The organism is Mycolicibacterium mageritense (genome assembly GCF_010727475.1).
GTDB classification, from domain to species: domain Bacteria; phylum Actinomycetota; class Actinomycetes; order Mycobacteriales; family Mycobacteriaceae; genus Mycobacterium; species Mycobacterium mageritense.
In genome coordinates, this window is sequence record NZ_AP022567.1 from 4,723,211 (window position 1) to 4,749,042 (window position 25,832).

General features: G+C 68.4%; 28 protein-coding genes and 1 pseudogene. 13 read left to right on the forward strand and 16 right to left on the reverse strand.

Annotation, left to right across the window (positions count from 1 at the left end; translation table 11 throughout):
- The first annotated feature begins 40 nt into the window (after positions 1-40).
- Both G6N67_RS22700 and G6N67_RS22705 read left to right on the forward strand, forming a co-directional pair.
- A complete protein-coding gene (locus tag G6N67_RS22700) occupies positions 41-949 on the forward strand; it encodes a sigma-70 family RNA polymerase sigma factor (RefSeq protein WP_036428750.1) in 909 nt (302 codons plus the stop codon).
- Positions 949-1,461 (forward strand): PPOX class F420-dependent oxidoreductase, encoded by a 513-nt coding sequence (locus G6N67_RS22705; RefSeq protein WP_036428747.1) that lies wholly within the window; start codon positions 949-951, stop codon positions 1,459-1,461. The genes G6N67_RS22700 and G6N67_RS22705 overlap by 1 nt, the downstream gene beginning before the upstream one ends.
- Here the strand turns inward: G6N67_RS22705 and G6N67_RS22710 are convergent.
- Positions 1,424-2,008 (reverse strand): annotated as a pseudogene (locus G6N67_RS22710) (carboxymuconolactone decarboxylase family protein); the annotation flags it as partial. The gene G6N67_RS22705 and the pseudogene G6N67_RS22710 overlap by 38 nt on opposite strands.
- A gap of 120 nt (positions 2,009-2,128) precedes the next feature.
- On the opposite strand from G6N67_RS22710, the gene G6N67_RS22715 reads away from it, so the two are divergent.
- Complete coding sequence (locus tag G6N67_RS22715) at positions 2,129-2,980, forward strand: putative endonuclease domain-containing protein (RefSeq protein ID WP_036428741.1); 852 nt, start codon at positions 2,129-2,131, stop codon at positions 2,978-2,980.
- Positions 2,981-3,050: 70 nt separating this feature from the next.
- Here G6N67_RS22715 and G6N67_RS22720 read toward each other — a convergent pair whose 3' ends face one another.
- Genes G6N67_RS22720 through sdhC form a run of 4 tightly spaced genes read right to left on the reverse strand, consistent with a single transcriptional unit; the run spans position 3,051 to position 6,480 of the window.
- The gene (locus G6N67_RS22720; protein WP_036428739.1) at positions 3,051-3,836 is read right to left on the reverse strand and encodes a succinate dehydrogenase iron-sulfur subunit; all 786 of its coding nucleotides are present in this window, start codon (positions 3,834-3,836) and stop codon (positions 3,051-3,053) included.
- On the reverse strand, positions 3,836-5,590 hold the full coding sequence (gene sdhA / locus G6N67_RS22725) for a succinate dehydrogenase flavoprotein subunit (protein WP_036428737.1): 1,755 nt from the start codon (positions 5,588-5,590) through the stop codon (positions 3,836-3,838). Before sdhA ends, G6N67_RS22720 begins: the two co-directional genes overlap by 1 nt.
- Before the next feature lie 3 nt (positions 5,591-5,593).
- A complete protein-coding gene (locus G6N67_RS22730) occupies positions 5,594-6,067 on the reverse strand; it encodes a succinate dehydrogenase hydrophobic membrane anchor subunit (protein ID WP_036428734.1) in 474 nt (157 codons plus the stop codon).
- A complete protein-coding gene (gene sdhC, locus G6N67_RS22735) occupies positions 6,064-6,480 on the reverse strand; it encodes a succinate dehydrogenase, cytochrome b556 subunit (protein WP_073904996.1) in 417 nt (138 codons plus the stop codon). Before sdhC ends, G6N67_RS22730 begins: the two co-directional genes overlap by 4 nt.
- A 214-nt stretch (positions 6,481-6,694) precedes the next feature.
- On the opposite strand from sdhC, the gene G6N67_RS22740 reads away from it, so the two are divergent.
- Positions 6,695-7,093 carry a cytidine deaminase gene (locus tag G6N67_RS22740; protein ID WP_036434277.1) on the forward strand — a complete coding sequence of 133 codons (399 nt, stop codon included), beginning with the start codon at positions 6,695-6,697 and terminating at the stop codon, positions 7,091-7,093.
- Between the two features lie 2 nt (positions 7,094-7,095).
- Here G6N67_RS22740 and G6N67_RS22745 read toward each other — a convergent pair whose 3' ends face one another.
- A complete protein-coding gene (locus G6N67_RS22745) occupies positions 7,096-8,487 on the reverse strand; it encodes an MFS transporter (protein ID WP_036428730.1) in 1,392 nt (463 codons plus the stop codon).
- A gap of 78 nt (positions 8,488-8,565) precedes the next feature.
- On the opposite strand from G6N67_RS22745, the gene G6N67_RS22750 reads away from it, so the two are divergent.
- From G6N67_RS22750 to G6N67_RS22760, 3 genes are read left to right on the forward strand one after another with little or no spacing between them, the layout of a single operon-like run.
- The gene (locus tag G6N67_RS22750; protein WP_036428727.1) at positions 8,566-9,126 is read left to right on the forward strand and encodes a TetR/AcrR family transcriptional regulator; all 561 of its coding nucleotides are present in this window, start codon (positions 8,566-8,568) and stop codon (positions 9,124-9,126) included.
- A 9-nt stretch (positions 9,127-9,135) separates the two neighbouring features.
- Positions 9,136-10,416, forward strand: coding sequence for a thymidine phosphorylase (locus tag G6N67_RS22755; protein ID WP_163642530.1), 1,281 nt, complete (start codon positions 9,136-9,138; stop codon positions 10,414-10,416).
- Between the two features lie 26 nt (positions 10,417-10,442).
- Positions 10,443-10,949: a hypothetical protein gene (locus G6N67_RS22760; protein ID WP_036428724.1), complete on the forward strand. Its 507-nt coding sequence runs from the start codon at positions 10,443-10,445 to the stop codon at positions 10,947-10,949.
- 1 nt (position 10,950) lies between these two features.
- Here the strand turns inward: G6N67_RS22760 and G6N67_RS22765 are convergent, their stop codons facing one another.
- Complete coding sequence (locus G6N67_RS22765; protein WP_036428723.1) at positions 10,951-11,811, reverse strand: LysR family transcriptional regulator; 861 nt, start codon at positions 11,809-11,811, stop codon at positions 10,951-10,953.
- Positions 11,812-11,880: 69 nt separating this feature from the next.
- Here G6N67_RS22765 and G6N67_RS22770 point away from each other — a divergent pair, with 69 nt between their 5' ends.
- The 4 genes from G6N67_RS22770 (at position 11,881) to G6N67_RS22785 (ending at position 15,862) form a co-directional block, all read left to right on the forward strand.
- On the forward strand, positions 11,881-12,771 hold the full coding sequence (locus tag G6N67_RS22770; protein WP_308289832.1) for an EamA family transporter: 891 nt from the start codon (positions 11,881-11,883) through the stop codon (positions 12,769-12,771).
- 7 nt (positions 12,772-12,778) lie between these two features.
- The gene (locus G6N67_RS22775; RefSeq protein WP_036434274.1) at positions 12,779-13,867 is read left to right on the forward strand and encodes an adenosine deaminase; all 1,089 of its coding nucleotides are present in this window, start codon (positions 12,779-12,781) and stop codon (positions 13,865-13,867) included.
- Positions 13,868-13,907: 40 nt separating this feature from the next.
- The gene (locus tag G6N67_RS22780; protein ID WP_131524548.1) at positions 13,908-15,449 is read left to right on the forward strand and encodes a BamB-related PQQ repeat family beta-propellar protein; all 1,542 of its coding nucleotides are present in this window, start codon (positions 13,908-13,910) and stop codon (positions 15,447-15,449) included.
- A 68-nt stretch (positions 15,450-15,517) separates the two neighbouring features.
- On the forward strand, positions 15,518-15,862 hold the full coding sequence (locus G6N67_RS22785; RefSeq protein ID WP_036428717.1) for a VOC family protein: 345 nt from the start codon (positions 15,518-15,520) through the stop codon (positions 15,860-15,862).
- A 3-nt stretch (positions 15,863-15,865) separates the two neighbouring features.
- Here G6N67_RS22785 and satS read toward each other — a convergent pair whose 3' ends face one another.
- The 7 genes from satS to G6N67_RS22820 form a co-directional block, all read right to left on the reverse strand.
- Positions 15,866-17,137: a protein export chaperone SatS gene (gene satS / locus G6N67_RS22790; protein WP_036428715.1), complete on the reverse strand. Its 1,272-nt coding sequence runs from the start codon at positions 17,135-17,137 to the stop codon at positions 15,866-15,868.
- 34 nt (positions 17,138-17,171) lie between these two features.
- Entirely contained in the window at positions 17,172-17,360 is a 189-nt protein-coding gene (locus tag G6N67_RS22795) for a hypothetical protein (protein WP_036428704.1), read from the reverse strand.
- Positions 17,335-18,387 (reverse strand): C40 family peptidase, encoded by a 1,053-nt coding sequence (locus G6N67_RS22800; protein WP_036434273.1) that lies wholly within the window; start codon positions 18,385-18,387, stop codon positions 17,335-17,337. The genes G6N67_RS22795 and G6N67_RS22800 overlap by 26 nt, the downstream gene beginning before the upstream one ends.
- Positions 18,388-18,389: 2 nt before the next feature.
- Entirely contained in the window at positions 18,390-18,689 is a 300-nt protein-coding gene (locus G6N67_RS22805; protein ID WP_235684055.1) for a type VII secretion target, read from the reverse strand.
- 52 nt (positions 18,690-18,741) lie between these two features.
- Entirely contained in the window at positions 18,742-19,323 is a 582-nt protein-coding gene (locus G6N67_RS22810; protein ID WP_036428701.1) for a sigma-70 family RNA polymerase sigma factor, read from the reverse strand.
- A gap of 17 nt (positions 19,324-19,340) precedes the next feature.
- A complete protein-coding gene (locus tag G6N67_RS22815) occupies positions 19,341-19,523 on the reverse strand; it encodes a hypothetical protein (RefSeq protein ID WP_036428699.1) in 183 nt (60 codons plus the stop codon).
- A gap of 111 nt (positions 19,524-19,634) precedes the next feature.
- A complete protein-coding gene (locus G6N67_RS22820; RefSeq protein WP_036428697.1) occupies positions 19,635-21,365 on the reverse strand; it encodes an L-aspartate oxidase in 1,731 nt (576 codons plus the stop codon).
- Between the two features lie 121 nt (positions 21,366-21,486).
- On the opposite strand from G6N67_RS22820, the gene upp reads away from it, so the two are divergent.
- Both upp and G6N67_RS39590 read left to right on the forward strand, forming a co-directional pair.
- Positions 21,487-22,110 (forward strand): uracil phosphoribosyltransferase, encoded by a 624-nt coding sequence (upp, locus tag G6N67_RS22825; protein WP_036428695.1) that lies wholly within the window; start codon positions 21,487-21,489, stop codon positions 22,108-22,110.
- Between the two features lie 28 nt (positions 22,111-22,138).
- Positions 22,139-23,671, forward strand: a complete 1,533-nt coding sequence (locus G6N67_RS39590) for a serine/threonine-protein kinase (RefSeq protein WP_051578431.1) — start codon at positions 22,139-22,141, stop codon at positions 23,669-23,671.
- Here G6N67_RS39590 and G6N67_RS22835 read toward each other — a convergent pair.
- Complete coding sequence (locus tag G6N67_RS22835; protein WP_036428694.1) at positions 23,663-25,279, reverse strand: phospho-sugar mutase; 1,617 nt, start codon at positions 25,277-25,279, stop codon at positions 23,663-23,665. The two genes, G6N67_RS39590 and G6N67_RS22835, sit on opposite strands and share 9 nt — an antisense overlap.
- Positions 25,276-25,722 carry a MarR family winged helix-turn-helix transcriptional regulator gene (locus G6N67_RS22840; protein WP_036428692.1) on the reverse strand — a complete coding sequence of 149 codons (447 nt, stop codon included), beginning with the start codon at positions 25,720-25,722 and terminating at the stop codon, positions 25,276-25,278. The genes G6N67_RS22835 and G6N67_RS22840 overlap by 4 nt, the downstream gene beginning before the upstream one ends.
- Positions 25,723-25,832: the final 110 nt, after the last annotated feature.

Here is a 25,832-nt window from a genome sequence, read left to right on the forward strand (position 1 = left end):
GGATCGCCGGCGCAGTCGGTGAGCTACTACGCTCGGGTGGGTGACCACTGCGGCGCGGGCAGACGAGTTCGAGGCGCTGCGGCCGCAATTGCTGGCGGTCGCCTACCGGTTGACGGGCACCTACGCCGATGCTGAAGACATCGTCCAGGACGCGTGGATCCGCTGGGACGCCAACCGCACCGAGATCGCCGACCTGCGAGCCTGGCTGACCACCGTCGTGAGCCGGCTGGGCCTGGACCGGTTGCGGTCGGCCGCCCATCGGCGTGAGGCCTACTTCGGTGAGTGGCTGCCCGAGCCCGTCGTGACGGGGTTCGACGGGAACGACCCGCTCAACGCGGTGGTGGCGGGGGAGGACGCGCGGTTCGCGGCCATGGTGGTGCTGGAGCGGCTGACACCAGACCAGCGAGTGGCCTTTGTGCTGCACGACGGATTCTCGGTGCCGTTCGGTGAGATCGCCGAGGTGCTCGGCGTGAGCCCCGCCGCCGCCCGCCAATTGGCGTCGCGGGCGCGCCGCGCCGTGGCAGACGGCCCGCCCCCGGTTGCCGACGACACGCACAACGAGGTGGCCGGCGAGTTGATGGCGGCCCTCGCGTCAGGCGAGCTCGATGCCGTCGTGCGCGTGCTGCATCCCGACGTGACCTTCACCGGTGACTCCAACCGCCGCGCCCCGACCGCGGCTCGCGTCATCCACGGCCCCGACAAGGTGGCCCGGTTCCTGCTGGGGCTGTCGCGGCGATACGGGCCGAACTGGCTCGCCGGTAGCCAGTTCGCGCTGGTCAACGGTCAGCTGGGGGTCTACACGCGCGGTGCCCCGGCCGCCGACGGCTACCCGGAGATGATGCCGCGCGTCACGGTCTTCTCGGTCCGCGACGGGAAAGTCTGCGCGGTCTGGGACATCGCCAACCCCGACAAGTTCACCGGATCCCCGCTACGTGGAGGTGTGCAGTGATGCCGACCGATCCAGCAGGCCTCGCCCAGACGTTCGGCAAGGTGATGTTCCGCGGCATGGACAAGATGCGGCACCGCGATGCGTTCGACATCGGGGAACCCACGGCCATTGACTTCGCGGGCTTCGACAGGTACCGGCAGATCGTGCTGGTGACCTACAAGCGATCCGGTGAGGCCGTCCCGAGCCCGATCAACCACGGGGTCGCCGACGGCAAGATCTACGTGCGCACCGACGCGTCGACCGCGAAGGTCAAACGCATCCGCAACAACCCCAAAGTGCTTGTGGTGGGCAGCAATCTGCGCGGCAAGCCCAGCGGTCCCGTCGCGGCAGGCGTGGCGCGCATCCTGCCTGAGGCAGAACACGCGCACGCCGACGCGGTGATCGCGGCCAACTGGAGCCTGCCGATGAAGCTGTTCGAGCGTGGCCTCGACCGCGGGAGTCAGGCCTTCGACATGCCCATCGCGTTCATCGAGATCAAGCCCACGGCACCCGGCACGCATCCCCCGAGTTGAAGCCTTGCTCGGTGATGCCGAGCGCCGAGTACATCCGGGCGCGCATGTTCTCCACGCCGATCTGATACGTCAGCTCGATCACGCCGTCGTCTCCGAAGCGGCGCCGCAGGTCGGCCACCTGCTCGTCGGTGACCGTGTGCGGGTCTTTCGTCATCGCGTCGGCGTAGGCGATCGCGGCGCGCTCGTCGTCATTGAACAACGGTGAGGTCGCGTAGTCGTCGATCGACTTGAGCCGGTCCACGTCGAGGTTCTCCAGGCGCATCAGCATCGAGCCGAAGTCGACACACCACGAGCACCCGACGGTGCGGGCCGTCCAGAACACCGCGAGTTCGCGAACGCTGGCGGGCAGCTTCTTCGAGCCGCCCTGCAGCAGCATCTCGTGCACGCCGTTGGCCACCATGAGGCGTGGATGATGCGCGGCCACGGTGAACGGCTCGGGCACCTCACCGAACTGGCGCTTGGCGTACCAGTACATGGCGCGGGTCAGCAGGCCGGCTTGTTTCGGGGTCACAGGGGCAATTCGTGTGGTCATGTTGGTTAGACGGGGCAGGCTCTGGGTTTGTGACACCCAATCTGAGCTTGTGTGCGAAATTTCCGGAAAACTTCGCACACAAGCTCAGGTTCGGCACACCGGGAACCGGCGAGTGGCCACTGCCGTCTTAACTGCATGCTCTTCCTGGGTTCCGAGGCACTGGCGGCGGGCAAGGTCAACCGCTATCAGCTCCGAACCCAGTACGACGCGGTGTTCCGGAATGTATATGTGCCGCGGGGAACCGAGCTCACGCCCGTTGACAAAGCCGTGGCGGCGTGGTTGTGGTCGGGCCGGAAGGCAACCCTGGTGGGGCTGTCCGCGGCCGCACTGCACGGCTCGCGTTGGATCGACGCGAAGCACCCTGCCGAGCTGAATCAGCCCAGCCAGCACAAGACGGGCGGCATCGTGCTGCACAGCGACAACCTGTGGGACGACGAGACCTGCCTCGTCCATGGCATCACGGTGACCACGCCGGAGCGAACGGCATTCGATCTGGGCCGCCGACGTGGACTGGAGACGGCCGTGATTCGCGTGGACGCGCTGCTGCAGGTCGGCAAACTCAAGCTCTCAGATGTGCAGCCACTTCTCCAGCGTCACAAGGGGATACCCGGGATTGTGCAGTTGCGCCGCGTGCTGGAGCTCGCCGACGACGGCGCTGAATCACCCCAGGAAACCAGGCTTCGGCTGGTGTTCACCGATGCAGGTATGCGGCCGACCCAAACGCAGATCGAGGTGTTCGGGCACTGGCGTGAACTGGTCGGGCGCATCGACATGGGGTGGCCGGAATGGAAGGTCGGCGTGCAGTACGACGGCGTTCAGCACTGGACCGACGCGAGCCAACGCACAAAGGACATCGACCAGAACGTCGAGTACCAGGATCTCGGCTGGCGGATCGTCCGCGTTGGTGCCGACCTGCTCCGGTATCGCCAACGCGCGATCATTGACCGCACCCGCCAAGCGCTGCGGGAGGCGGGTGCGCCCTTCTGAACGAATCTGAGCTTGTGTACGAAATTCCGGCGAAATCTCGTACACAAGCTCAGATTCGGCAAGCAAACACCTAGCGCGCAAACATCAACGCGCGCTTGACCTCCTGGATCGCCTGGGTCACCTGGATGCCACGCGGGCAGGCCTCGGTGCAGTTGAACGTGGTGCGGCAGCGCCACACGCCGTCGACCTCGTTGAGGATGTCCAGCCGCTCGGCGGCCGCCTCGTCACGCGAATCGAAGATGAACCGGTGGGCGTTAACGATCGCGGCCGGGCCGAAGTACGAGCCCTCGCTCCAGTACACCGGGCAGCTCGTGGTGCAGCACGCGCACAGGATGCACTTGGTGGTGTCGTCGAAGCGGGCCCGGTCGGTCGCGCTCTGGATGCGTTCCTTGGTGGGCGGGTTGCCGCTGGTGATCAGGAACGGCTTGACGGCGCGGTAGGCGTCGAAGAAGGGCTCCATGTTGACCACGAGATCCTTCTCCACGGGCAGGCCGCGGATCGGCTCGATGGTGATGGTGAGCTGCTTGCCGGGCTTCTTGGGCAGCAGATCGCGCATGAGCACCTTGCAGGCCAGCCGGTTGACGCCGTTGATGCGCATGGCGTCGGATCCGCACACGCCGTGGGCGCAGGACCGCCGGAAGGTCAGTGTGCCGTCCAGATAGCCCTTGACGTAGAGCAGCAGGTTGAGCAGCCGGTCCGAGGGCAGACACGGCACCCGGAAGCTCTGCCAGCCCGCGGCGTCGGGGTTCTCGGGGTTGAACCGGGCGATCTTGAGGGTCACCATCACCGCGCCCTCGGGCACAGGAGGCAGGGGCGGGTCGCCGGCTTCTGGTTTGTCGATGACGGGGGCGCTCATCAGTACTTCCGCTCCATCGGCTCGTAGCGGGTCTGGACCACGGGCTTGTAGTCCAGCCGGATGTCGGCAAGCAGTCCGGGGCCTTCCTTGTACGCCATGGTGTGGCGCATGTAGTTGGTGTCGTCGCGGTTGGGGTAGTCCTCGCGAGCGTGCCCGCCGCGGGATTCCTTGCGGTTGAGCGCACCGACCACGGTCACCTCGGCCAGCTCCAGCAGGAAGCCCAGCTCGATGGCCTCGAGCAGGTCGCTGTTGTAGCGCTTGCCCTTGTCGTGCACGGTGATTCGCGAGTACCGCTCCTTGAGCGCGTGGATGTCGGTCAGCGCCTGCTTGAGGGTCTCCTCGGTGCGGAACACCGCGGCGTTGTTGTCCATCGACTGCTGCAGTGCGGTGCGGATGTCGGCGACGCGCTCGTTGCCGTGCTCGGAGAGGATGTCCCCGACCCAGCCCACCACCATGTCGGCCGGGTTGTCCGGCAGGTCGACGAAGTTGTGGTTGTTGGCGTACTCGGCGGCGGCGATGCCCGCGCGGCGGCCGAACACGTTGATGTCCAGCAGCGAGTTGGTGCCGAGGCGGTTGGCGCCGTGCACCGACACACACGCGCATTCGCCGGCGGCGTACAGGCCCGGGATGACGTTGGTGTTGTCGCGCAGCACCTGGCCGTGCACCGTGGTGGGGATGCCGCCCATGACGTAGTGACACGTCGGATAGACGGGCACCAGTTCGGTGACGGGGTCGACGCCGAGGTAGGTGCGGGCGAACTCGGTGATGTCGGGCAGCTTGGCCTCGAGCACGTCCTCGCCGAGGTGGCGCACGTCGATGTAGACGTAGTCCTTGTTCGGCCCGGCGCCGCGGCCTTCGAGCACCTCCAGCACCATCGAGCGGGCCACGATGTCACGCGGCGCGAGGTCGACGATGGTCGGCGCGTAGCGCTCCATGAACCGTTCGCCTTCGCCGTTGAGCAACCGGCCACCCTCACCGCGCACGGCTTCGGAGATCAGGATGCCGAGGCCGGCCAGGCCCGTCGGGTGGAACTGGTGAAACTCCATGTCCTCCAAGGGAAGTCCCTTGCGGAAGATGATGCCGAGGCCGTCACCGGTCAGGGTGTGGGCGTTGGAGGTGGTCTTGTACATCCGGCCCGAGCCGCCCGTGGCGAACACGATGGCCTTGGCGTGGAAGACGTGGATGTCACCGGTGGCCAGCTCGTAGGCGATGACGCCCGTGGCCACCGGGCCGGCCGGGGTTTCGGTCAGTGCGATGTCGAGTGCGTAGAACTCGTTGAAGAACTCCACATCGTGCTTGACGCAGTTTTGGTACAGCGTCTGCAAGATCATGTGACCCGTGCGGTCGGCGGCGTAGCAGGCCCGGCGGACGGGCGCCTTGCCGTGATCGCGGGTGTGTCCGCCGAAGCGGCGCTGGTCGATGCGGCCCTCGGGCGTCCGGTTGAACGGCATGCCCATCTTCTCCAGGTCGAGCACCGCGTCGATGGCCTCTTTGGCCATGATCTCGACGGCGTCCTGGTCGGCCAGGTAGTCGCCACCCTTGACGGTGTCGAACGTGTGCCACTCCCAGTTGTCTTCCTCGACGTTGGCCAGGGCGGCGCACATGCCGCCCTGGGCCGCGCCGGTGTGCGACCGGGTCGGGTAGAGCTTGGTCAGCACCGCGGTGCGGGCGCGGGGTGCCGACTCGACCGCCGCGCGCATGCCTGCGCCGCCGGCGCCGACGATGACGACGTCGTAACGGTGTTCTTGGAGCATCGCTTAACCCCCGATGTTCGCGTCGAAGGTGACCAGGACGTAGGTGCCCAGGACCAAGGTGAATCCCGTCGCGAGCAGCAACAGCGAGTTCAGGTAGAACTTGGTCACGTTCTTGCGGGCGTAGTCACCGATGATGGTGCGCATGCCGTTGGCGCCGTGCAGGTTGGCCAGCCACAGCAGGGCCATGTCCCAGATCTGCCAGAACGGCGAGGCCCAGCGCTGCGCAACGTAGTTGAAGTCGATGCGGTACACGCCGTCCTGCCACATCAGCATGATGAACAGGTGGCCCAGCGCCAGGAAGACCAGCGCGACACCGGAGAACCGCATGAACAGCCAGGCGTACTTCTCGAAGTACGGGATGCCCCGCGGGCGGCGCGGTGCGCGCGGATGGTCGAGTGCGGCGGGCCGGTCGTGCTCACGTTCCAGTACCGGCGCCTGACGTCCGAGGCGGGATTCGCCCGCTGCAGGCGCGCTCACAGGAACCGCTCCGCCATGTGCATACCGAGTACTCCAAACGCGGCGATGAAGACCAACAGGAAGATGCCGACGGCCACGGCCAGCATCTGCTTCTGGTAGCGCGGGCCGTGCTGCCAGAAGTCGATGAGGATCACGCGGATGCCGTTGAGGGCGTGGAAGAGCACCGCGGCGACCAGACCGATCTCCATCAACCCGACGATGGGGGTCTTGTAGGTCTCGATGACCTCGTTGTAGGCCTGCGGGCTCACCCGCACCAGCGCGGTGTCGAGCACGTGTACGAACAGGAAAAAGAAAATCGTGGCACCGGTAATTCGGTGCAGCACCCAGGACCACATTCCGGGATCACCGCGATACAGGGTGCGCCGTCGTGTTTTCCTGGGTTGCGGAGCCGGTACCTCCGTCTGAGTACTCATCGGTCCCTCCAACGCCATCGGTGGACGTTTGGGACCGGTCTGTCGATTAGCCCCAAACCTCGGGGCGACTCTAAACCCATTTGTAACTGTGAACGAACTACGGTGGCGCCGTAAGAGGCTCCAACCAGCATAAAGTTAGGCTTACCTATCTCCCCGGTGGGCCGGTGAGGCGGAGGTTTCGGAATGCATTCAGTGCTTGTTCGGCGGTGGGCTCGTGTCGCCGGAAATTGACTGGAAACTGTTGCGCGCGAAAGCAATTGAAGCCTCCAGTCGCGCGTATGCACCGTATTCGGGTTTTCCGGTCGGCGCAGCCGCGTTGGTTGACGATGACCGAATTATTGCCGGTTGCAATGTGGAGAATGTCTCATATGGCCTAGGTCTCTGTGCCGAGTGTGCTGTGGTCTGTGCCCTGCATTCGGGCGGGGGCGGTCGGCTGGTTGCGCTGGCGTGTGTGGGCCCCGACGGAGGCCCGCTGATGCCGTGTGGCCGGTGTCGGCAACTGTTGCTCGAACACGGTGGGCCGGAGTTGCTCATCGACCATCCCGCCGGCCCGCGCCCCTTGCGTGAACTGTTGCCGGACGCATTCGGTCCGGACGACCTGACTCGTCGGTAAGTTCAAGCCGTCCAACGGTTCCCGCGACCGAATATCGGCAGCGACACCAACGCGGCGCCCGTGCCGGCGACGACCGCGGCGACGGTGAAGGCGAGCGCGAACCCACTGTTACCGACCAGTAGCGCCGCGGCGAGCTGGCCACCGACCGCGCCGCCCACGGTCCGGGCCACTGTGTTGGCGCCGTTGGCGCTGCCGCTCTGTGCGGGCGGGCACGCGGTGCTGACCATGCGCGGCAGCGCCGCCATGGCGAATCCCCAACCGACGCTTGCGATCGCGTAGCCCAACACGACCTGCCACAGCCCGCTGTGCGTGAGCGCGAGGGCGATCGTGCCCGCAGCGGCGAACGCCAGTCCCGTCAGCAGCGGCCCCCGGCGCCCGGTCTTGCGCTCGAGCCACGGCGTCGCCCAGCTCGCAGGCACGGTCAGCAGGGTGCCTGGCAGTAGCACGAGTGCCGCGCCCGTGACCGACAGCCCGAAACCGGGCCCGTCCGACGCGGGCAGTTCGGCCAACTTGGGCACCAGCACATAGACCGCGAACTGATTGATGCCCAAGGCCAAGGCGCCCAGATGGGCCGCGGCCAGGGCGGGTTCGGTCATCAGGGCGGGGTCGACGATCGGATGGTCGACCCGGTACTCGACGGCGGCGAAGGCGGCCAGGCCCACGGCCGCGGCGACGAAGAGGCCGACGACCGGTGCCGACGTCCATCCCCAGACCGGGCCTTGCGTGATCGCGACGAGCACGGCGATCAATCCGGCGGCCATCAGTGTCGTCCCGCAGGCGTCGAGTCCGCCGGGGTGACGCTCGGTGCTCTCCGGAACCCAGCGTGCCGCCATCGCGAGTGCGGCCGCGACCGCTACGGCGCCGATGCCGAACAGCCAGCGCCACGAGCCGTGATCGGTGACGAGCCCGCCGATCAGCAGGCCCACGCCCGCTGTCCCGGTGATCAGGCCGGACGTCACCGCGAGCCCGGCATGGATGCGATCGGCGGGCATGGCGTGCCGGACGATCGAGAACGAGAGGGGCAGCAGGCTGAGGCTGACACCCTGCACGGCGCGGCACGCGATGAGGACGCCCACGGTGGGTGCGGCCATCGCCGCGAGGGTGCCGAGCAGGTAGAGCGACAGCGTCCACAGCAGCACCTGTCGGGTGCCGAAGCGGTCACCGAGCCTGCCGATCAGCGGCGTGGTCACGGCGCTCGCGAGCAGCATCGCCGACAGCACGGCCCACGACGCCGCCGCGGTGGTGGTGTGCAGATCGCGCTGCAGCACGCCGATCGTGGGCACCAGCATGGTCTGCATGAGCCCGTACGAGAAAACCACGGCCGATACCGCGGCGAGCACCGGCCGGTATCCCGTATCGGCTGATGAGGCATGCTGGCTGGCGATGGCGCCCATGACGCTCCCTTCGGATCCTCGGCCGCTGCGAACACCGTTCGCAGCCATCGCGGGCAGCCTACTGCGAACGGTGTTCGCATGGGGTTCTTCGTGACCGGGCGGCCCGCGCTGAGTCGGGCGTCGATCACCACGGTCGCGCGCCGGATCGCCGACGACGAGGGCTTGGACGAGTTGTCGGTGCGCCGCGTCGCTCGCGAGCTCGGTACGGGAGCCGCGTCGCTGTATCGGCACATCACCGACCGCCGCCAACTGCTGACGTTGCTCGCCGAGGATCTGGCGGCCGGCTATCCCTTGGTCGAACCGGGTGGCGACCCCATCGATCGGCTGGTGGCGCAGTGGCTCGCGATGCACGACTATCTGGTCGCCCACCCGTGGGGAGCACCGCTCATCGCCGGCGGCGAGCACACGGTCTCGGCGGCGCAGCCCGTGGTCGACCGGTGCATGGCCCTCTTCGCGGACGTGGGCCTCGACGAGGCGGTTTCGCGGCGTGCCTACCGGGCGCTGTGGCGGTTGCTGATCGGCCATCTGCTGAGCAGGCACCCGTTCGGCCACCTGCAGGGCGCCCCGCCCGAGGGCGACGACTTCGAATGGGCCATGCGGGCGCTGCTGGCCGGGCTCGGCACGGAAGCCGCACAGTAGGATTCGGGCATCGACGCGCCAACCATAATCCGGACCAAACGTGACGGCGGTGTGCTGTCCGACGCCGCCATCGACTGGGTCATCGACGCCTACACCCGCGGCGCGGTGGCAGACGAGCAGATGTCGGCACTGCTCATGGCGATTTTCCTGCGAGGTATGACGCCTGCCGAGATCGCCCGCTGGACCGCGGCGATGGTCGACTCGGGGGAGCGGTTCGACTTCACCGATCTTCGCCGGGCCGGCAAGCCGCTCGCACTGGTCGACAAACACTCCACCGGAGGCGTCGGCGACAAGATCACCATCCCGCTCGTTCCCGTCGTGCTCGCGTGCGGCGGTGCGGTGCCGCAGGCCGCAGGTCGCGGCCTCGGACACACCGGCGGAACACTCGACAAGCTCGAAGCGATCCCCGGATTCACCGCGGAACTGTCCAAAGAGCGCATCCGGCAACAACTTTCCGAGGTCGGTGCCGCAATCTTCGCGGCCGGTGACCTGGCGCCTGCCGATCGCAAGATCTATGCGCTGCGCGACGTCACGGCCACCACCGAATCCCTGCCGCTCATCGCGAGTTCGGTGATGAGCAAGAAGCTCGCCGAAGGTGCGCGAGCATTGGTCCTCGACGTCAAGGTGGGCCGCGGCGCGTTCCTCAAGGCCGAGGCCGAGTCACGCGAACTCGCCCGCACCATGGTCGAACTCGGCAACGCCTACGGCGTGCCGACGCGCGCGCTGCTCACGGACATGAACCGCCCGCTGGGCCGCACCGTCGGCAATGCCGTCGAGGTGCAGGAGTCGCTCGACGTGCTCGCGGGTGGCGGACCGTCCGACGTGGTCGAGCTGACGCTCGCGCTCGCGGCCGAGATGCTCGACGCCGCAGGCATCGACGGTGTCGATCCGGCCGACACCCTGCGCGACGGCTCGGCGATGGACAGCTTCCGCGCGTTGGTCGCGGCGCAGGGCGGCGACCTGAACCGGCCACTGCCGCTCGGTGCGGCGACCGAGACGGTCACCGCGTCGCGCGACGGGATGATGGGCGACATCGACGCCATGGGCGTGGCGCTGGCGGCCTGGCGACTGGGCGCGGGCCGCGCGCAACCCGGCGAGCCCGTGCAGTCGGGCGCGGGCGTGCGGATCCATCGCAGGCCGGGCGAGCCCGTGACGGCGGGAGAGGCGGTGTTCACGCTCTACACCGACACTCCGGATCGGCTGCCCGGCGCACTCGCCGAACTCGACGGTGCGTGGTCCGTGGGCGAGAACGCGCCGTCCACCGGCCCGCTGATCATCGACCGGCTGTAGGGCCTGGGCGTGGCAGGCTCTGACGAATGACGGTGGTGACGACGAACGGCCTCATCGATGGGATCCTCGCCCGCCACGAGGTTCCCGGGAACTACCGCAACCATGTCTACCGCGGGCTGAACTACCAGCTGAAACTGCTTGGCCTGGAAGAGGTTCCGAACGACATCGCACTGGCCTGGGCGCTGCACGACATCGGCTTGTTCACCGCCGGGTGGGACTACCTGGGGCCCTCGGTGCGCCTCGTCGACCAACTTGCGGGCGACTACGACATCGATGATGTCGCCCGGGTGCGGCAGATGGTCGAGCTGCATCACAAGCTGCGGCCGTGCCGGGACACGTGGGTGGAGAGCTTCCGGGTTGCCGATCGCATCGACGTTTCGGGCGGCCTGCTGAGCGGCGGTCTCGCCCGGTCGGCAGTCAAGGATGTCGTCGCCGCGCATCCGTACGCGGGTTTCCACGGCTTTCTCGTGCGCACCGCGGCACGTTGGGCGGTGCGCCACCCGCTGCGGCCCATGCCGATGATGCGCTGGTGATTCACCCCGAGGCGTAGAGCCGGGTGATGGCATCGATGAGATCGTCGAGGCCGTCTGGCCGGTCGTCGTGGCGCCACACCAGCCGCACCGCGATGCGGGGGCCGTCCTTGATGGGCCGGTAGATGACCCCGGGGCGGGGATGGTGATGTGCGGTGGCCTCGGCCGTGGTGCCGACGCCACGGCCGGCCGCGATGGCGTCGAGCCAACTGTCGATGTTGGTGGACTCGATGAACTTGGGCTGATGCTCGGCGCCCTCCCACAACCGGCTGGTGGTGGTACCGACCCGCGGATCGATGATCACGGTGCGATCGGCGATCTCGGCCATGCTCAGGGTGCGTCGCCGTGACCACTGCGGGTCGTCGGCCGCGAATGCGGCCAGCCGCCGCTCCAGACCGACGACGATCGAGTCGAAGCGCTTGTCGTCGCCCGGGCGGCGCACGATCGCGACATCGCACAGCCCCTCGGACAGGCCCGCGGTCGGCGAGTCGTGCCGGACCAGGTCCAGTTCGATCGCGTCGTGGCGTGCCGCCCAGTCTCGTTGCAGGCGTGCGGTGTGCCGTCCCAGGGCCGCCCACGCGTACCCCAGCCGCAGCACCGCGTGGCGCGACGTCAGGAACTCGGTGAACTTCTCGGCCTCCGAAAGCACGCGCCTGGCATGCGGAAGCACCTGTTGCCCGGTGCGGGTCAGCTCGCAGCCGCGCGGCACCCGGCGCAAAAGCCGGTTACCCACGGCCTTCTCCAGCCCCGCGATGGTGCGCGAGACCGCGGCCTGTGAGACGTACAGCTGCGCGGCGGCATCGGTGAACGATCCGGCGTCCGCGGCGGTGACGAAGAACCGTAGTTCGCGAAGGCTCCAGTCCATAACCAAAGCGTATGGCACGGACAAAACATGCATTAGGTTTATGGCGTTGCGTATCCCTACCGTGAGCGCATGAGCACCCTGGAAACCACGCCCCGGGTCGCCGCCCCTCCGGACAAAGGCGGGCGCGGTGCGGGCTTTGCGCTCATGTTCGCGAGTTCGGTCTCGAACCAGGTCGGCGCCGCATTGGGGGCGTCGGCGTTCCCCGCGATCGGGCCGGTCGGCGTGGTCGCCGTCCGCCAGATCGTCGCCGCTGTGGTCCTGACGCCTGTCGTGCGGCCCAGGGTGCGTGGGCTGCGTGCCGACCAGTGGCGCCCGATCCTCGGTCTCGTGGTCGTGTTCGGCGTGATGAACCTCAGCCTGTACGCCGCGATAGAGCGCATCGGCCTGGGCCTGGCCGTCACGCTCGAGTTCCTCGGACCACTGACCGTGGCCGTCGCGAGTTCACGCCGTGCGCTCGATGTCGTCGGCGTCATGCTCGCGGGCGTCGGAGTCGTCGTGCTCACCGACCCCGGGCCCACCACCGACGTCATCGGGATCTCGCTGGGCCTGCTCGCCGCGACGGCCTGGGGCTGCTACATCCTGCTCAACCGCACGCTCGGCCTGCGGCTGCCCGGGCTGCAGGGCACCGCGGTGGCCAGTCTCGTCGCGTCAGTGGTCTGGATCCCGATCGCGCTGGGCTGGTTCGTGTTCCATGCGCCGACGTTCGCCGCGATCGGGCTCGCGGTCGCATGCGGGCTGATGTCGTCGATCGTTCCCTATGTCGCGGACCTGCTGGCTTTGCGACGCATCCCGGCCCACATCTTCGGGACGTTCACGAGCGTCAACCCGATCTGGGCGGCGCTCGCCGGTTGGTTGATGCTCGGCCAGCCGCTGGACGTCCACGAGTGGGCAGGCATTGGCCTGATCGTCATCAGCAACAGTGTGGTTTCGTCTGCACAGTTCCGCCGTGGTCGCGGATGATGGGGTCATGAGTACCCCGTTGAGCATGGAGAAGATCCGTCACGCCCCCAAGGCCCTGCTGCACGATCACCTCGACGGTGGCCTGCGCCCGGCCACCGTGCTCGATCTGGCCGGTCAGTTCGGCTACGACGACCTGCCCGCCACCGAGGTCGACGAACTCGCGACGTTCTTCCGCACCGCCGCGCACAGCGGGTCACTGGTCCGCTACCTGGAACCGTTCGCCCACACCGTCGGCGTCATGCAGACCCCCGAGGCGCTGCACCGCGTCGCGCAGGAATGCGTCGAGGATCTCGCGGCCGACAACGTGGTCTACGCCGAGATCCGCTTCGCGCCCGAACTGCACATCGACCGGGGCCTGTCGCTGGATGCGGTGGTGGACGCCGTGCTGGCGGGCTTCGCCGACGGGGAGAAGGCCGCGGCCGCCGAGGGCCGCACGATCGTGGTGCGATGCCTGGTGACCGCGATGCGCCACGCCGCGCGATCACGCGAGATCGCCGAACTGGCGATCCGGTTCCGCGACAAGGGCGTGGTGGGTTTCGACATCGCCGGGGCCGAGGCCGGCTACCCGCCCACGCGCCACCTCGACGCGTTCGAATACATGCGAGGCAACAACGCGCGCTTCACCATTCACGCGGGGGAGGCGTTCGGTCTGCCGTCCATCCACGAGGCCATCGCGTTCTGCGGGGCCGACCGGCTCGGGCACGGGGTGCGGATCGTCGACGACATCACCGAGCTCGAGGACGGTACCCAGAAGCTCGGCCGGCTGGCATCCATCCTGCGGGACAAGCGGATTCCGCTGGAGATGTGCCCCAGCAGCAACGTGCAGACCGGTGCGGCGCCCAGCATCGCCGAGCATCCGTTCGACCGGCTGGCCCGGCTGCGCTTCCGCGTCACGGTCAACACCGACAACCGGTTGATGAGCGACACCACCATGAGCCAGGAGATGTCGCGGCTCGTCGAGGCGTTCGGCTACGGCTGGAGCGATCTGGAGCGGTTCACGATCAACGCGATGAAATCTGCGTTCATCCCGTTCGACGAACGGCTCGCGATCATCGACGAGGTGATCAAGCCGCGCTACGCGGTGCTGGTCGGATAAGTGAACCGGACCGGTCCGGCGCCGCAATAGACTGCTGCAGGTGGTGAATCAGTGGGGGCCCGCAGACCAAGGTAATCCGTTCGGAACTCCTGAGGTGCGGCCCGAACCGCCACCGGTGTTCGGTGCCTCGCCATTCGGCGCCTCGCCGTTCGGTGTGCCGCCGCAGCCGGCTTGGGGACAGCAACCGGTCCCCGGGTACCCGCCGCCACCACCACCGCCGCCGCGTCGCACCGGGAAGACCATCGGGATCGTCGTTGCGGCGATAGTCGCCGTGATCGCCCTGGCGATCGGCGGCGTGGTGGTGTGGCAGTTCCGGTCCGGCGGCAGTTCGGACACCGATATGACGGCGGGGCTGGCCGAGGTGGCCTCCGGCGAAGTGCGTCCTCCCGCGGACGTCGAGCCGCCGTCTCTGAGTGCGGCGCCGACGACCGCGCGGTGGACCTATTCGCCCGGTTCGGACTCGCCGTACATGCAGGTGCTCGGCGGCGACTCGAAGACCGTCATCGTCATGGTGAAGGACTCGATCGTCGGGTTGGATGCCGCGAGCGGTTCGCAGGTGTGGCAACAGCCGTGGCCGGAGTCGAACGGCGCCTATCCCTACTGTGTCGTCGGCACGTCTGGCGAAACCGCCGTGTGTGACGGTGGTAGCAAGACCGCGGTGATTCTCGACATGAAGACGGGAAGCACCAAGAGCACGGTCTCCGACCAAGAGTCGGCCTACGCATACGGCGGAGCGGGTCTGCTGGCTGTCGTCGACAACACCCACGGCATCACGGTGCTGGACGACTCCGGTCAGCAACTGTGGAAGAAGTCGATGACGGGAACCGTCGTGCCGTTCCTGGATCAGGGCATCGTCGCGGCGCAGGCGCCCACGGGCACCCAGTTCTATGACGCCAAGACGGGCGACGACGTGTTCTCGATCGGCTTCGTCGACGATCTCATCGCCACCAGCCGAGGTATCGCGGTTGCGGTTCGTGGCAGTTCGATCGATGTCGAGCCGGGCCGATTCCCGAAGCAGCGCATCGATTTCTACTCATTCACCGGGAAGAAGGCGTGGAGTATTCCCGAGGATCAGCACTATCGGTTGCCGAAGACGTCCAGCACGGGCCGCTTCGACCTGGCACGCTCGGTGCGAAACGGAACGTCGGGTGTCGCGCTGCCGGTCGTATACAGCGAGGACAGGGGCGAGATCGCCGGCGTCGACGACGCCACAGGTGAGATCCTCTGGTCACAGCAGGTGCCGCTGGTGCCGCACACCTTGCCGAGCCTTGCCGGAATCGGCGAGCTGTGCCTGGTCGGGATCCCGACCGATGAACAGGGGCACGGCAAGATACGCGCGAGGAAGTGCACCGACGGAACCGGCGCGCTCATCGCGGCCCCCGAGGAGACCAGCAACTACAACCTCGTCGTCGCGGACGGCGACCAGACGGTCATCGGTGGCGGACAGCCCGCCACCGCATATGACGCATCGACCGGGCAGCAGTTGTGGCAGTGGGGTGAACCGGACATCGGCGCGACGGTCACGTGGGTGGGCGACGGTCTCTACGGATACGTCCGCGGCACGGTCTCGCGGCTGGCCTGAGCCGGCACCGAACGCAGATTCGACCGTCAGGCTCCCGGAAAATTCATCACGGCGCTACTGTCGGCGGCGTGATCACCGGTGCCCATGTCATCGTCTACAGCGCCGACGCCGACGCCGATCGGGCGTTCTTCCGTGACGTGCTGAACTACCCGAACGTCGACGCCGGCGGCGGCTGGCTGATCTTCAAGTTGCCGCCCGGCGAGGTGGCCGTGCATCCCGCCGACACCGCGGCGCACGAGCTGTACCTGATGTGCGACGACCTCGCGTCGACCGTCGACGACCTCGCCGCGAAAGGTGTTGCGTGCGGTGAGGTCAGTGATGAGGGGTGGGGTCTGCTGACCACCATCACGCTGCCCGGCGGTGGCGCGCTCGGCTTGTACGAGCCGCGCCACCCGAAGGCCACCGACCTGTAGGTCTTACTCCGGACGCAGCCGGGACTCCACGAAACGCTCGAGCGCTTCCCACTGCTTGACCGCCTCGGCGTACGGCGCCTCGGGCTCGTCCACCGAATCCGGGTCGAGCACGTACGCGACGAACTGGCCGAGCGGCTCGTCGGTGCTCAGCGTCTCGTCGACGGTCTTGTCCTCGGCGTAGTCGCTCACGTCGCGCAGCAACTCCACCGCGAGCTCGAGCTGGTCGTGGTCGACCGCGTCGGGGCCGTCGGCGATGTCGTCGGCGAGACCGCTCAGCACGTAGACGTTCTCCTCGGACACCTCGACCCGCAGCGAGCCGTCGGTGGCCGCTGTCCGGATGTCGTCGTAGGTCGCGAGATCCGACAGGTCGTGGTCGTGCTCGTCGGCGAGGTACCGGGCCAACGCGCGCTCCGAGCTGAAGACGCTGATGCGTCCGTTGCGGCCCAGGAAGACCGGCTCGTCGTCCAGGTAGCACCGCAGCGTGTACACCGTGTTCGAGCGGGTCAGCAACCGGACCGGGTCGATTCCGACCTTTACCCAGAAGTCCTCGTCGCCGCCGAGCACCGCGCCGTCGTCGGCGGCCTCGGCCTCGTCGGTGTCCTCGTCGCTGTCGTCGGCCTCTTCGGCCGTGTCGGCGGTGGCCACCACGTCGTCGTCTTCCTCGGGCTCGGGCGCGGGCTCCTCGAGCTCGGCCTCGGCGGCCTTGACGGCGTCGGCATCGATGTCCTCTGGCACGCTCACGATCTCGTCGATCGCGTCGAGAACGCCGTCCCAGCTGCGGTTGATCACGGTCTCGATCTCGCCCCAGCGCTTGCGGCCGCTGCGCCCGGTGAACTGGTCGAGCCCGCCGCCGAGGCTGCTCAGCACCGGGTTGCCGTTGAAGAACTTGCTGATCGCCGCGAGCTCACACACCGAACCGATCGACGACACGATCGCCAGGGTGCGGTGCAGGGAGGCCACCGAATCCTCGGTGGGCTTCTCGGCGACGAGTTCGGGCACGCCGACGATGTCGTGCCGGTGGTCCTCGGTGGGATCGAACTTGTGGGCCGACGCCTCGGTCAGCTTCTCCCAGGCCGGGTGGTCGGTCAGGTCGTTGTCGGAATTGGTGCGCGCGAACGCCGCGAGGTCGGCGACCGACTCGAACGCGAACAGATCCTCGTCCTTGCCGAGGAAGGCCTCCCATTCGTCGCCGGCGTCGCGCCAGCGCGGAGCCCACAATGTGTAAAGGTCGCCCTTGGTCAGCCCGAGCCGGACCGGCACGATGTCAGCAGCCATGCGGCACAGCCTAACGGCGTGCCCTGGGCGTCAGTCAGGTCGTCTCCTGTTGGCGGCCGAACTCCTCGACGAGGTCGTCGAACAGCCGGGCGCGCCGCTGCGCCGCCCGGTCGTCGTCGCGCCATCCCGCCACTTCCTCGCGGGCGCGCGCCAATGCCGCGAGCCGCGCGCGTGCCGCGGCCATCGCGTCGTCGTACTCAGGCGGTGGGGCGGAAGAACCCATGGAAACCCTGACCGGCGTTGGTGGTGCGGATCGGCGACAGCTGGACCGGGTCACCGGCCTCGATCATGGTGCCGTTGCCGACGACCATGGCGACGTGGCCGTCCCACACCGCGAGGTCGCCGGGCCGCAGCGCGTTGCCTGCCACGGCGGCGCCGACATCCTGCTCCTGGGCCAGCCGGGGAATCTCCAGCCCGGCTTCGCGATAGGCCCATTGCGTCAGCCCGCTGCAGTCGAGCCCGACGCCAGGGGTGGTGCCGCCCCAGTGATACGGCACGCCCAGCTGCGTCAGCGCGTGGCGCACCGCGCTGGCCGCGACCCCGTTCGGTGCCATGGCACTGCTGCCGTCGGGCAGGCGGATCGCGACGCCGTCGCCGAACAGCGCGGCTTCTTGCGCGCCCGGCCCCGATGAGAAGTCGGCAGCGCGGATACCGCCGGTGGGGCTCGACGGCAGGCCGAGGCCGGAGGTTCCGAGTCCCGGCCCGAAGCCCGACGGCGTGCCAGACCCGCCCGAGAAACCGGCAGGCACGGTGGGCGCCGTGCTGCCCACCGGGGTGATCGCAGCCGCGTGCTGATCCAGTTCGGCGCGCAGTTGTTCGACGACGGCGATGGCGTCACGCAGCGCGTCATGCGCCTCGGTCAGGAGCTCCTCGGCCACACCGGGTTCGTCGAGATGTGGTTCCAGTGCGTTCGCGCGGTGCTCGAATCCGTCGACGATGGCCTGCAGGCGCGTGCGGACCCATCCGACCGCGGCGCCGGCCTGCCGAACCCGGGCGGCGAGCAGATCCGCGCGTTCGGCCAGGGCATCTGCGGCGGCCGCGGTTTCGGCGGCGCGTTGCGCGGCGTTGTCGGCCGCAACCCCCCACCAACCGGTCCCGGCGTCGGCCCACGAGCGCCGGGCAGCCGCCGCGATCGTCCCCAAGGCGTCGCGCACATCGGTCAGGACCGGGTCGGGCGGCCCACCCGCACCGACGAGCGCCTGCACCTCGCGCAGCGGCGCCGCCAGCGCGCTCACCAACGCACTGGCCACGGTCACACCTGCGGCAGCATCCGGCGGGCGCGGTGGCCGGCCGCGTCGTAGGCGTCGGCGTTGTCCCGGGCCACGGCTCCGGCGTGCGCCGAGCCGGCACCCAGCGCGGTGACGGCGGCACTGTGGGCCGCGACGGCCGCGGCGAACGCCGTGAGGAAGCGCGCTCCGACTGGACCGAGCTGCGGGGCAGGTACGGCGCCGAGCGTGGTCGCGACCACGGTGAGGTCGGCGGCGTGCGTCGCGTACGCGCTGCCCAGGGTTCGGATGGTTGCGGTGTCTGCGAGCAGGGTGTCGACGGGCATGCGGTTAGGACGCCCGCCGCGTCCGTTCGGTTCCACCGAGTTTTTACCAGCGCTACGCGGCGTCCGGTTCGGTGGCGCCGAGCGACGTCCTCAGCCGTTCCCGGCTGCGGGAGATCCGGGACATCACGGTGCCCATCGGAATGCCCATGAGCGACGCGGTCTCGGCGTAGGTGTAGCCCTGGACGTCGGCGTAGAACACCACCTGCCGGAAGCCTTCGGGAAGCGCGCTGAGCGCCTCCCGGATCTGCCTGTCCGGCAGGACGTCCAACGCCTCCTCTTCGGCCGAGCGGCCGGCGTTCGACGAATGTATGGCGCTGCCCGCCATGTCGCTGTCGGTGATCTCGTCGACGGTGAGCTCGTTGGGACGGCGTTGCTTGCGCCGGTAGGCGCTGATCCACCGGTTGTGCAGGATCCGGAACAGCCAGGCGCGCAGATTGGTACCGGCCTCGAACCGACGAAAACCCATGTACGCGTGCATCAATGTGTCCTGCACGAGGTCTTCGGCATCGGCATCGCAGTGCGTCAGCCTGCGGGCCGAGCGCAACAGGACCGGGTAGTACTGCATGGCCTCGCACGCGAACCGGGCGGCCAGCTGGGCATCCGACTCGAGGGGCGGGGTGGCGGGTGCGGTCAAGGTCGATCTCTCCAGGGTTATCGGATTGCGGCAGGGGTGTTTTCGGCCGGCCAGTCGGCGAATCCGGTCGCGAAGACCGTGGCTCTGAGGCCGGGCAGCAGAGTCTGTTCGTCGAGTGCGGCGCCGAAATATCGTGCTGCCGTGTCGGGTGCCACCTTTGCGCCGATGAGGCCGGTGCCTCCAGCGACGACAATCTTCATCGAGATCAGACCCTCCAGAGTTGGTGAGACGCTGTTGCCAACTCAGCGTGGGGCCACCGGCGATGTGGCGGACCCTTGAGAGTCCGTAGTCGTACCGGCGCACACCGGTGGTTACTCGACCAACTTGCCGAGTGTCGACACGGGCCGCATCAACGCGGCGATCTCGTGCGGTATGCCGGGCAGCTTTTCGTGTTCGATGCGGCCTGGGCCGGCCCACACCAGATTGACCTGCAGCGACTGGTCCGGATGCGGATGGTCCGCACGGATGTGGGCGCCGCGGCTCTCCCGCCGCTCCAGCGCCGTCTCGAGCGTGGCCCGTGCCGCGATCAGCCCCGACTGCAGGTCGAATGCATGGGCCAGATCCGCGAATCCGGAGATGTCGGGATGCACCGCGAGGTCGGACATCTGGCACTCGATGTCTGCCACGGCGCGCAGGCCCGCGCGCAACCCGGCCTCGGTCCGCACCACCCCGGCGTGTTCGGACATCGTGTTGCGCACGGCGCGCTGGAGGTAGCGCACGGGCTGGGTGCCCCTGATCGTCAGCATCGCGTCGACCTCTTCGCGGGCGCGTGACACGGCTGCGAGACAACGGTTGTGCGCGGCCAACCGCGCCGAATAGGCGGCCGCGGCGCGACCGACGATCTTGCCGTACACGAGCAGTTCGATGAGCGAGTTCCCGCCGAGTCGGTTGGCCCCGTGCAGACCGCTGGCGGCCTCGCCGATCGCGTACATCCCGGCGACTCCGGTGCTGTGGTCCTCAGCCCGTACCCAGATACCGCCCATCGAATAGTGCGCGGTGGGGGAGACCTCGATCGGCGTGGTCGTGATGTCCAGCAGCTGCAGTTCCATCAAGGTCTGATACACCCGGGGGAGCCGTTGCATGATCTGGGCCGGCGGCAGGTGCGAGACGTCCAGCCAGACCCCGCCTCTCGCGGTACCGCGGCCTTCCTGGATCTCGGTGTACGCGGCGAGCGCGACCCGGTCACGGCTCGAAAGTTCCATCCGCACGGCGTCGTAGCGACGCATGAACCGCTCCCCGAGGCCGTTGCGCAGGATTCCGCCTTCACCCCGCGCGGCTTCCGAAACCACGGTTCCCGCAACATCTTCGGGCTCCAGCAGGCCGAACGGGTGAAACTGCACGAGCTCGGGGTCACGGATCTTGCCGCCCGCCTGGACCGCGAGCCGGAACGAATCTCCGGTGTTCTCGTCGCGGCGTGCCGACGTACGCCTCCAGATGCGGGTGTGCCCGCCCGTGGCGAGGATGACGGCGTCGGCATGGATCGTCACGCGCGTTCCGTCGTCGACGTCGAAGCCGTAGGCGCCGAAGACCACGTTGTCGCACACGAGCACCTGCGTGATGTAGATCGAGTCGAGAAACCGGACTCCGAGTTCGTCGGCCCGGATGAGCAGCGTGCGTTGCAGCTCCAGCCCGGTGTAGTCCCCGGCGTACGCGGTGCGGCGGTAGGTGTGGGCGCCGAAGAACCGTTGGGAGATGCGGCCGTCGCGTTCGCGTGCGAACGCCATGCCCCAGCGCTCGAGGTCGGCGATCGAGTCCGCGGCTCCCTCGGCGACGATCTGCACGGTCACCGGATCGGCCAGCAACCGGCTTTCGGTCAGCGTGTCGGCGGCGTGCTGCTCCCAGCTGTCCTCGGGATCCATCGTGCCCAGCGCGGCATTGATGCCGCCCGCGGCCAGCGTGGTGTGGGCATCGGCCTTCGGTCGCTTGCCGACCACGAGCACGTCGATTCCGCGCTCCGCGAGCTCGATCGACGCGCGCAACCCGGCTCCGCCGGACCCGATGACCAGGACCGATGTGCCGAGCTGCTGAACAGGATGATTCATCAATTCTCCATTGCGGCGGATACCTTTTGCGCCTATGGGAAAACGCCGCGGCGGCCACGGATACATCCGGCGTGCGCCGTAGTCGATGCCCGCCCGTGCCCCGACCCATTAAGGTCGCCCCATGGACGTACGGGTCGTTGACCACCCCCTGGCCGCTGCGCGGCTGACCACCCTGCGGGACGAGCGGACCGACAACGCGGGGTTTCGGGCCGCGTTGCGCGACCTCACGCTGATGCTGGTGTACGAAGCCACACGCGACGCCGCGTGCGACGAGATTCCGGTGCGGACGCCGCTGGTCGAGACGACCGGTTGCCGGCTGGCCAACCCGCCGCTGCTGGTGCCGGTGCTGCGCGCCGGGCTGGGCATGGTGGACCAGGCCCACGCGCTGATCCCCGAGGCGCAGGTGGGTTTCGTCGGCGTCGCGCGGGACGAAGAGACACACCAGCCCACGCCGTATCTGGCCTCGCTGCCCGACGATCTGAGCACCCGCACGGTGTTCGTGCTGGACCCGATGCTGGCCACCGGTGGGTCGATGGCCCACACCATCGGTCTGCTGAAGGAGCGCAACGCGGTCGACATCACCGCGGTCTGCGTCGTGTGCGCGCCGGAGGGCATCGCCGCATTGGAGAAGGTGGCGCCGGACATGCGGCTGATCACCGCGACCGTCGACGACGGACTCAACGAGATCGCCTACATCGTCCCGGGTCTCGGCGACGCGGGGGACCGGCAGTTCGGGCCGCGCTAGCGGGCCTGGACTCGGTACGATCCGCGACATGTCGCTGCAGAGTGGAGCCACCTTCGCGGGCTTCACGGTGGTCCGGCTGCTCGGGTCCGGGGGCATGGGCCAGGTGTACCTGGTTCGGCACCCGCGGCTGCCCCGCAACGATGCGCTCAAGATCCTGCCCCGGGCGCTGGCGGAAGATCGGGACTACCGCCTGCGCTTCGAGCGCGAGGCCGATGCCGCGGCCGCCCTGTGGCACCCCAACATCGTGGGCGTGCACGACCGGGGCGAGTACGACGGTCAGCTGTGGATCTCGATGGACTTCGTCGATGGTGCCGACGCGGGACAGGTGCTGCGGGAACGCTTTCCGCACGGGATGCCCCGCGACGAGGCGGTGCAGATCGTCAGTGCGATGGCCGACGCGCTGGACTACGCGCACAGCTGTGGCCTGCTGCACCGCGACGTCAAGCCGTCGAACATCCTGCTCGCCGCGCCGAAGGGCAATCAACGGCGAATCCTGCTCGCGGACTTCGGAATCGCGCGGCAACTCGACGATGTGACCGGGCTGACCGCCACCAACATGACGGTGGGTACCATCAGCTACGCCGCGCCCGAACAGCTCATGGACGGTCCCATCGACGGGCGGGCGGATCAATACGCGCTGGCGGCGACGGCGTTTCACCTCCTCACCGGATCCGCGCCGTATGCCCACTCGAATCCGGCCGTGGTGATCAGCCGCCGGTTGAGCGGGCCGGTTCCCCGGCTGGCCGAAACACACCGGGAACTCGCCGATCTGGACGGTGCGATGGGCCGGGCGCTGGCGGTCGATCCCGATCAGCGGTTCGCCAGTTGCCAGGATTTCGCCGCGGCGCTGCGGGCCGAGCGGGCGGTCACGCCCCCGCCGCCCCAGCCGTTCGAGGCGGCCGCGCCGACCATGTTCGCCCAGACACCACCGATGTTCACCGCGCACGCACCGAATGTCCATCCGGCAGGCCCGATGTCGCCTCCGGGGCCGCCGACGGTCCAGGGTGCGCCGCGGGGCCGCCGCTCGGGCGTGATGATCGCGCTGGCCGGCGTTGGCGTGTTGTTGCTGGGTGTGGTTGCGCTGGTCGCGGTCTTGCTGACGCGTGACGGGCAGCCGCAGGCCACGACGGAATCGTCGGCGACCGCGACCACCGAGCGTGCGGCACCGCCGGTGACGGTCACGGTGCCGTCCACCGTGACGGTGGCGCCCCCGTCCACGAGTTCGCGGATGGTACTTCCGGATGCGGACACGCAGGGGTTCGTCGGATACAACGGGGCCGCCCGCTGCGGTGGTCAGGATCGGGCCGTGATGATCCTGCGCACGCCGCAGTCCGCGGTGGTCATCTGCCGCGATTCGGCAGGCGCCATGTACTACCGGGGACTGCGCCTCTCCGACGGCAGCACAATCGAATTGGGCGGGGCGTCGGCTTTCGACGGTGGCTACGCCGCGACCAATCCCGAAGGCCCGACCCGGTACGAGGTCAGCCGAGACGGCCTGCGGATCGTCCAGAACGGCGACGTTCTCGCAACCGAACCCGCGGTCGAATCCGCGTCACCATAGTTCCGCAGCGCGGCAGAGCTGTTCGCCGAGCGCCTCCGCACGCTCCCTGGCCGCCGCCAGTTTGTCGGTCGGTGCGCACCGAACTTCGATGTAGGACTTGAGTTTCGGCTCGGTGCCCGAGGGCCGGACCACCACGCGGACGGTCGTGTCGGAGTCGCCGCCGGTGAAGATCAATGCGTCGGTGCGGTGTTGGCCGCGCCGGTCGAGCAGATCCTCGACCGTGACCTCGAACCCCGCCAGTTCGGTCGGTGGCTCCGACCGCAGGCGGGTCATGGCCGTCGGGGCGTCGTCGACGTGGCGCGAAATGGCCCGGGTGATGTGGACGCCGTGGGTGCGGGCGAGCTCGTCGAGCGCGTCGAGCATGGTCCGGCCCTGGTCTCGCAGGGCCGCGACCAGGTCGCAGGCCAGGATCGCGGCGCTGATGCCGTCCTTGTCGCGCACCGACGCGGGATCGACGCAGTGGCCGATCGCCTCCTCGTACGCATAGACCAGGGTGGTGCCGGGTGCGGCGGCGCGCGCGAGCCACTTGAAACCCGTGAGGGTTTCGGCGTGCTGCGCGTCGTGTGCGGCGGCGATGGCCGCAAGCATGCGTGAGGAGACCACGGTGCTGGCCACCACCGTGGCCTCGCTGACCGGGCCACGTTCGACCTGCGACAGGATGTAATCGCCCAGCAGCCAACCTGTTTCGTCACCCGACAGCATGCGCCACCCGCCCGGTGTCGGTACTCCCACCGCGCATCGGTCGGCGTCGGGATCCAGTGCGATCGCGACATCGGCAGACACGTCGGCGGCGAGTTCCAGCAGCAGGTCGGTGACGCCGGGCTCTTCGGGATTGGGGAACGGGACGGTCGGGAAGTCCGGGTCCGGCATGAACTGGGCCTCGACCACGTGGACGTCGTCGAACCCTGCCATTGCGAGTGCGTCGAGGACGTATTCGCCGCCCACGCCGTGCAGTGGCGTCAACGCGATCCGCACCGAACCGGTGGTCCGGCGTACTTTGGCCGCGCGCTCCAGGTAGTGCCTGATCTGTCCGATGCCGCTGGTTTCGACCGCAGCCCTTCGGATTTCGTCGGCGTGCGGCGCGCGGGCCACGGCTGCCTCGATGTCCCGGTCGGTGGGCGAGATGATCTGCATGCCGCCGTCGAAGAACACCTTGTAGCCGTTGTCGGATGCCGGATTGTGCGATGCGGTGATCTGGATGCCCGCGACCGCCGGGAGGTGGCGCACCGCGTAGGCGACTATGGGCGTCGGGACGGTGGCCGGCATCAGTACGACCTGGAACCCTTCGGCCGCAAGGACTTCCGCGGCGGCGAGGGCGAATTCATCCGAGCGGTGCCGCGCGTCGCGCCCGACCACGACGTGCGATCCGCCGAGGCATCGTTCTTTGAGCACCTGTGCCACGCCCCACGTGGTGCGCAGCACGACGGCCAGATTCATCGCGTCGGGACCGCCGCGCAGCGGACCGCGCAACCCGGCCGTGCCGAACCTCAGCGGTTGGCTGAACCGGCGGTCGAGTTCGTCGGGGCTGCAGGCGGAGAGTTCCGCGGCGGTCTGCGGGTCGGGATCGTGGGCGATCCACTCGGCGGCTGAGGTCGCGGTCGACGTCATGTGGCAAGTGTGCCCGCAGCGGTGTCGGAGTACGCAAGCTTGCGGAGGATCGGCGCGACGAGCATCAGCAGGTCGAACTCGAGATCGGTCAGGTTGTCCCGCATGGTGGCGTGCAGCCAGGCGTCGCGCTCGTCGCGGTCGGCCTGCAGCAGGCGGGCCCCGTCGCCGGTGATGTCGATCAGCTGGCGCCTGCGGTCATTGTCGTCGGGACGGCGCGCGATGAGCCCGCGGCCGAGCAGCTCGTTGATGCTGTCGGTGAGCGACTGTGCGCGCACGTGCAGCCGGACACCGAGTTCGGCCGGGGTGGTGGTGCCGGCCCGGCTGATCTCGCCGAGCAGTTGCAGCTGGCTCAGCGTGAGCCCGTTGTCCGGGCGGTGCCTGCGCATCTGGCGTGTGACCGCCATCATCGATTCCCGCAGCTCTGTGGCAGATGTTGCGATCATTACCAAGTTATACCTTGGTAATATCCCGGTGTATATGCATCAAACACCAGAACTTAAAAGGTAAGTCTTGGTAATATCCCGGTTCGGAGGTGGAATTCTGCGGACCAGGC

Excerpts from the sequence above, each read along its gene's own strand:
- G6N67_RS22705 (WP_036428747.1), top strand. The coding sequence starts at position 949 with ATGCCGACCGATCCAGCAGGCCTCGCCCAGACGTTCGGCAAGGTGATG.
- G6N67_RS22715 (WP_036428741.1), top strand. The coding sequence starts at position 2,129 with ATGCTCTTCCTGGGTTCCGAGGCACTGGCGGCGGGCAAGGTCAACCGC.
- G6N67_RS22720 (WP_036428739.1), bottom strand. The coding sequence starts at position 3,836 with ATGAGCGCCCCCGTCATCGACAAACCAGAAGCCGGCGACCCGCCCCTG.
- sdhA (WP_036428737.1), bottom strand. The coding sequence starts at position 5,590 with ATGCTCCAAGAACACCGTTACGACGTCGTCATCGTCGGCGCCGGCGGC.
- sdhC (WP_073904996.1), bottom strand. The coding sequence starts at position 6,480 with ATGAGTACTCAGACGGAGGTACCGGCTCCGCAACCCAGGAAAACACGA.
- G6N67_RS22745 (WP_036428730.1), bottom strand. The coding sequence starts at position 8,487 with ATGGGCGCCATCGCCAGCCAGCATGCCTCATCAGCCGATACGGGATAC.
- G6N67_RS22750 (WP_036428727.1), top strand. The coding sequence starts at position 8,566 with ATGGGGTTCTTCGTGACCGGGCGGCCCGCGCTGAGTCGGGCGTCGATC.
- G6N67_RS22760 (WP_036428724.1), top strand. The coding sequence starts at position 10,443 with ATGACGGTGGTGACGACGAACGGCCTCATCGATGGGATCCTCGCCCGC.
- G6N67_RS22765 (WP_036428723.1), bottom strand. The coding sequence starts at position 11,811 with ATGGACTGGAGCCTTCGCGAACTACGGTTCTTCGTCACCGCCGCGGAC.
- G6N67_RS22770 (WP_308289832.1), top strand. The coding sequence starts at position 11,881 with ATGAGCACCCTGGAAACCACGCCCCGGGTCGCCGCCCCTCCGGACAAA.
- G6N67_RS22775 (WP_036434274.1), top strand. The coding sequence starts at position 12,779 with ATGAGTACCCCGTTGAGCATGGAGAAGATCCGTCACGCCCCCAAGGCC.
- satS (WP_036428715.1), bottom strand. The coding sequence starts at position 17,137 with ATGGCTGCTGACATCGTGCCGGTCCGGCTCGGGCTGACCAAGGGCGAC.
- G6N67_RS22795 (WP_036428704.1), bottom strand. The coding sequence starts at position 17,360 with ATGGGTTCTTCCGCCCCACCGCCTGAGTACGACGACGCGATGGCCGCG.
- G6N67_RS22805 (WP_235684055.1), bottom strand. The coding sequence starts at position 18,689 with ATGCCCGTCGACACCCTGCTCGCAGACACCGCAACCATCCGAACCCTG.
- G6N67_RS22815 (WP_036428699.1), bottom strand. The coding sequence starts at position 19,523 with ATGAAGATTGTCGTCGCTGGAGGCACCGGCCTCATCGGCGCAAAGGTG.
- G6N67_RS22820 (WP_036428697.1), bottom strand. The coding sequence starts at position 21,365 with ATGAATCATCCTGTTCAGCAGCTCGGCACATCGGTCCTGGTCATCGGG.
- upp (WP_036428695.1), top strand. The coding sequence starts at position 21,487 with ATGGACGTACGGGTCGTTGACCACCCCCTGGCCGCTGCGCGGCTGACC.
- G6N67_RS39590 (WP_051578431.1), top strand. The coding sequence starts at position 22,139 with ATGTCGCTGCAGAGTGGAGCCACCTTCGCGGGCTTCACGGTGGTCCGG.
- G6N67_RS22835 (WP_036428694.1), bottom strand. The coding sequence starts at position 25,279 with ATGACGTCGACCGCGACCTCAGCCGCCGAGTGGATCGCCCACGATCCC.
- G6N67_RS22840 (WP_036428692.1), bottom strand. The coding sequence starts at position 25,722 with ATGATCGCAACATCTGCCACAGAGCTGCGGGAATCGATGATGGCGGTC.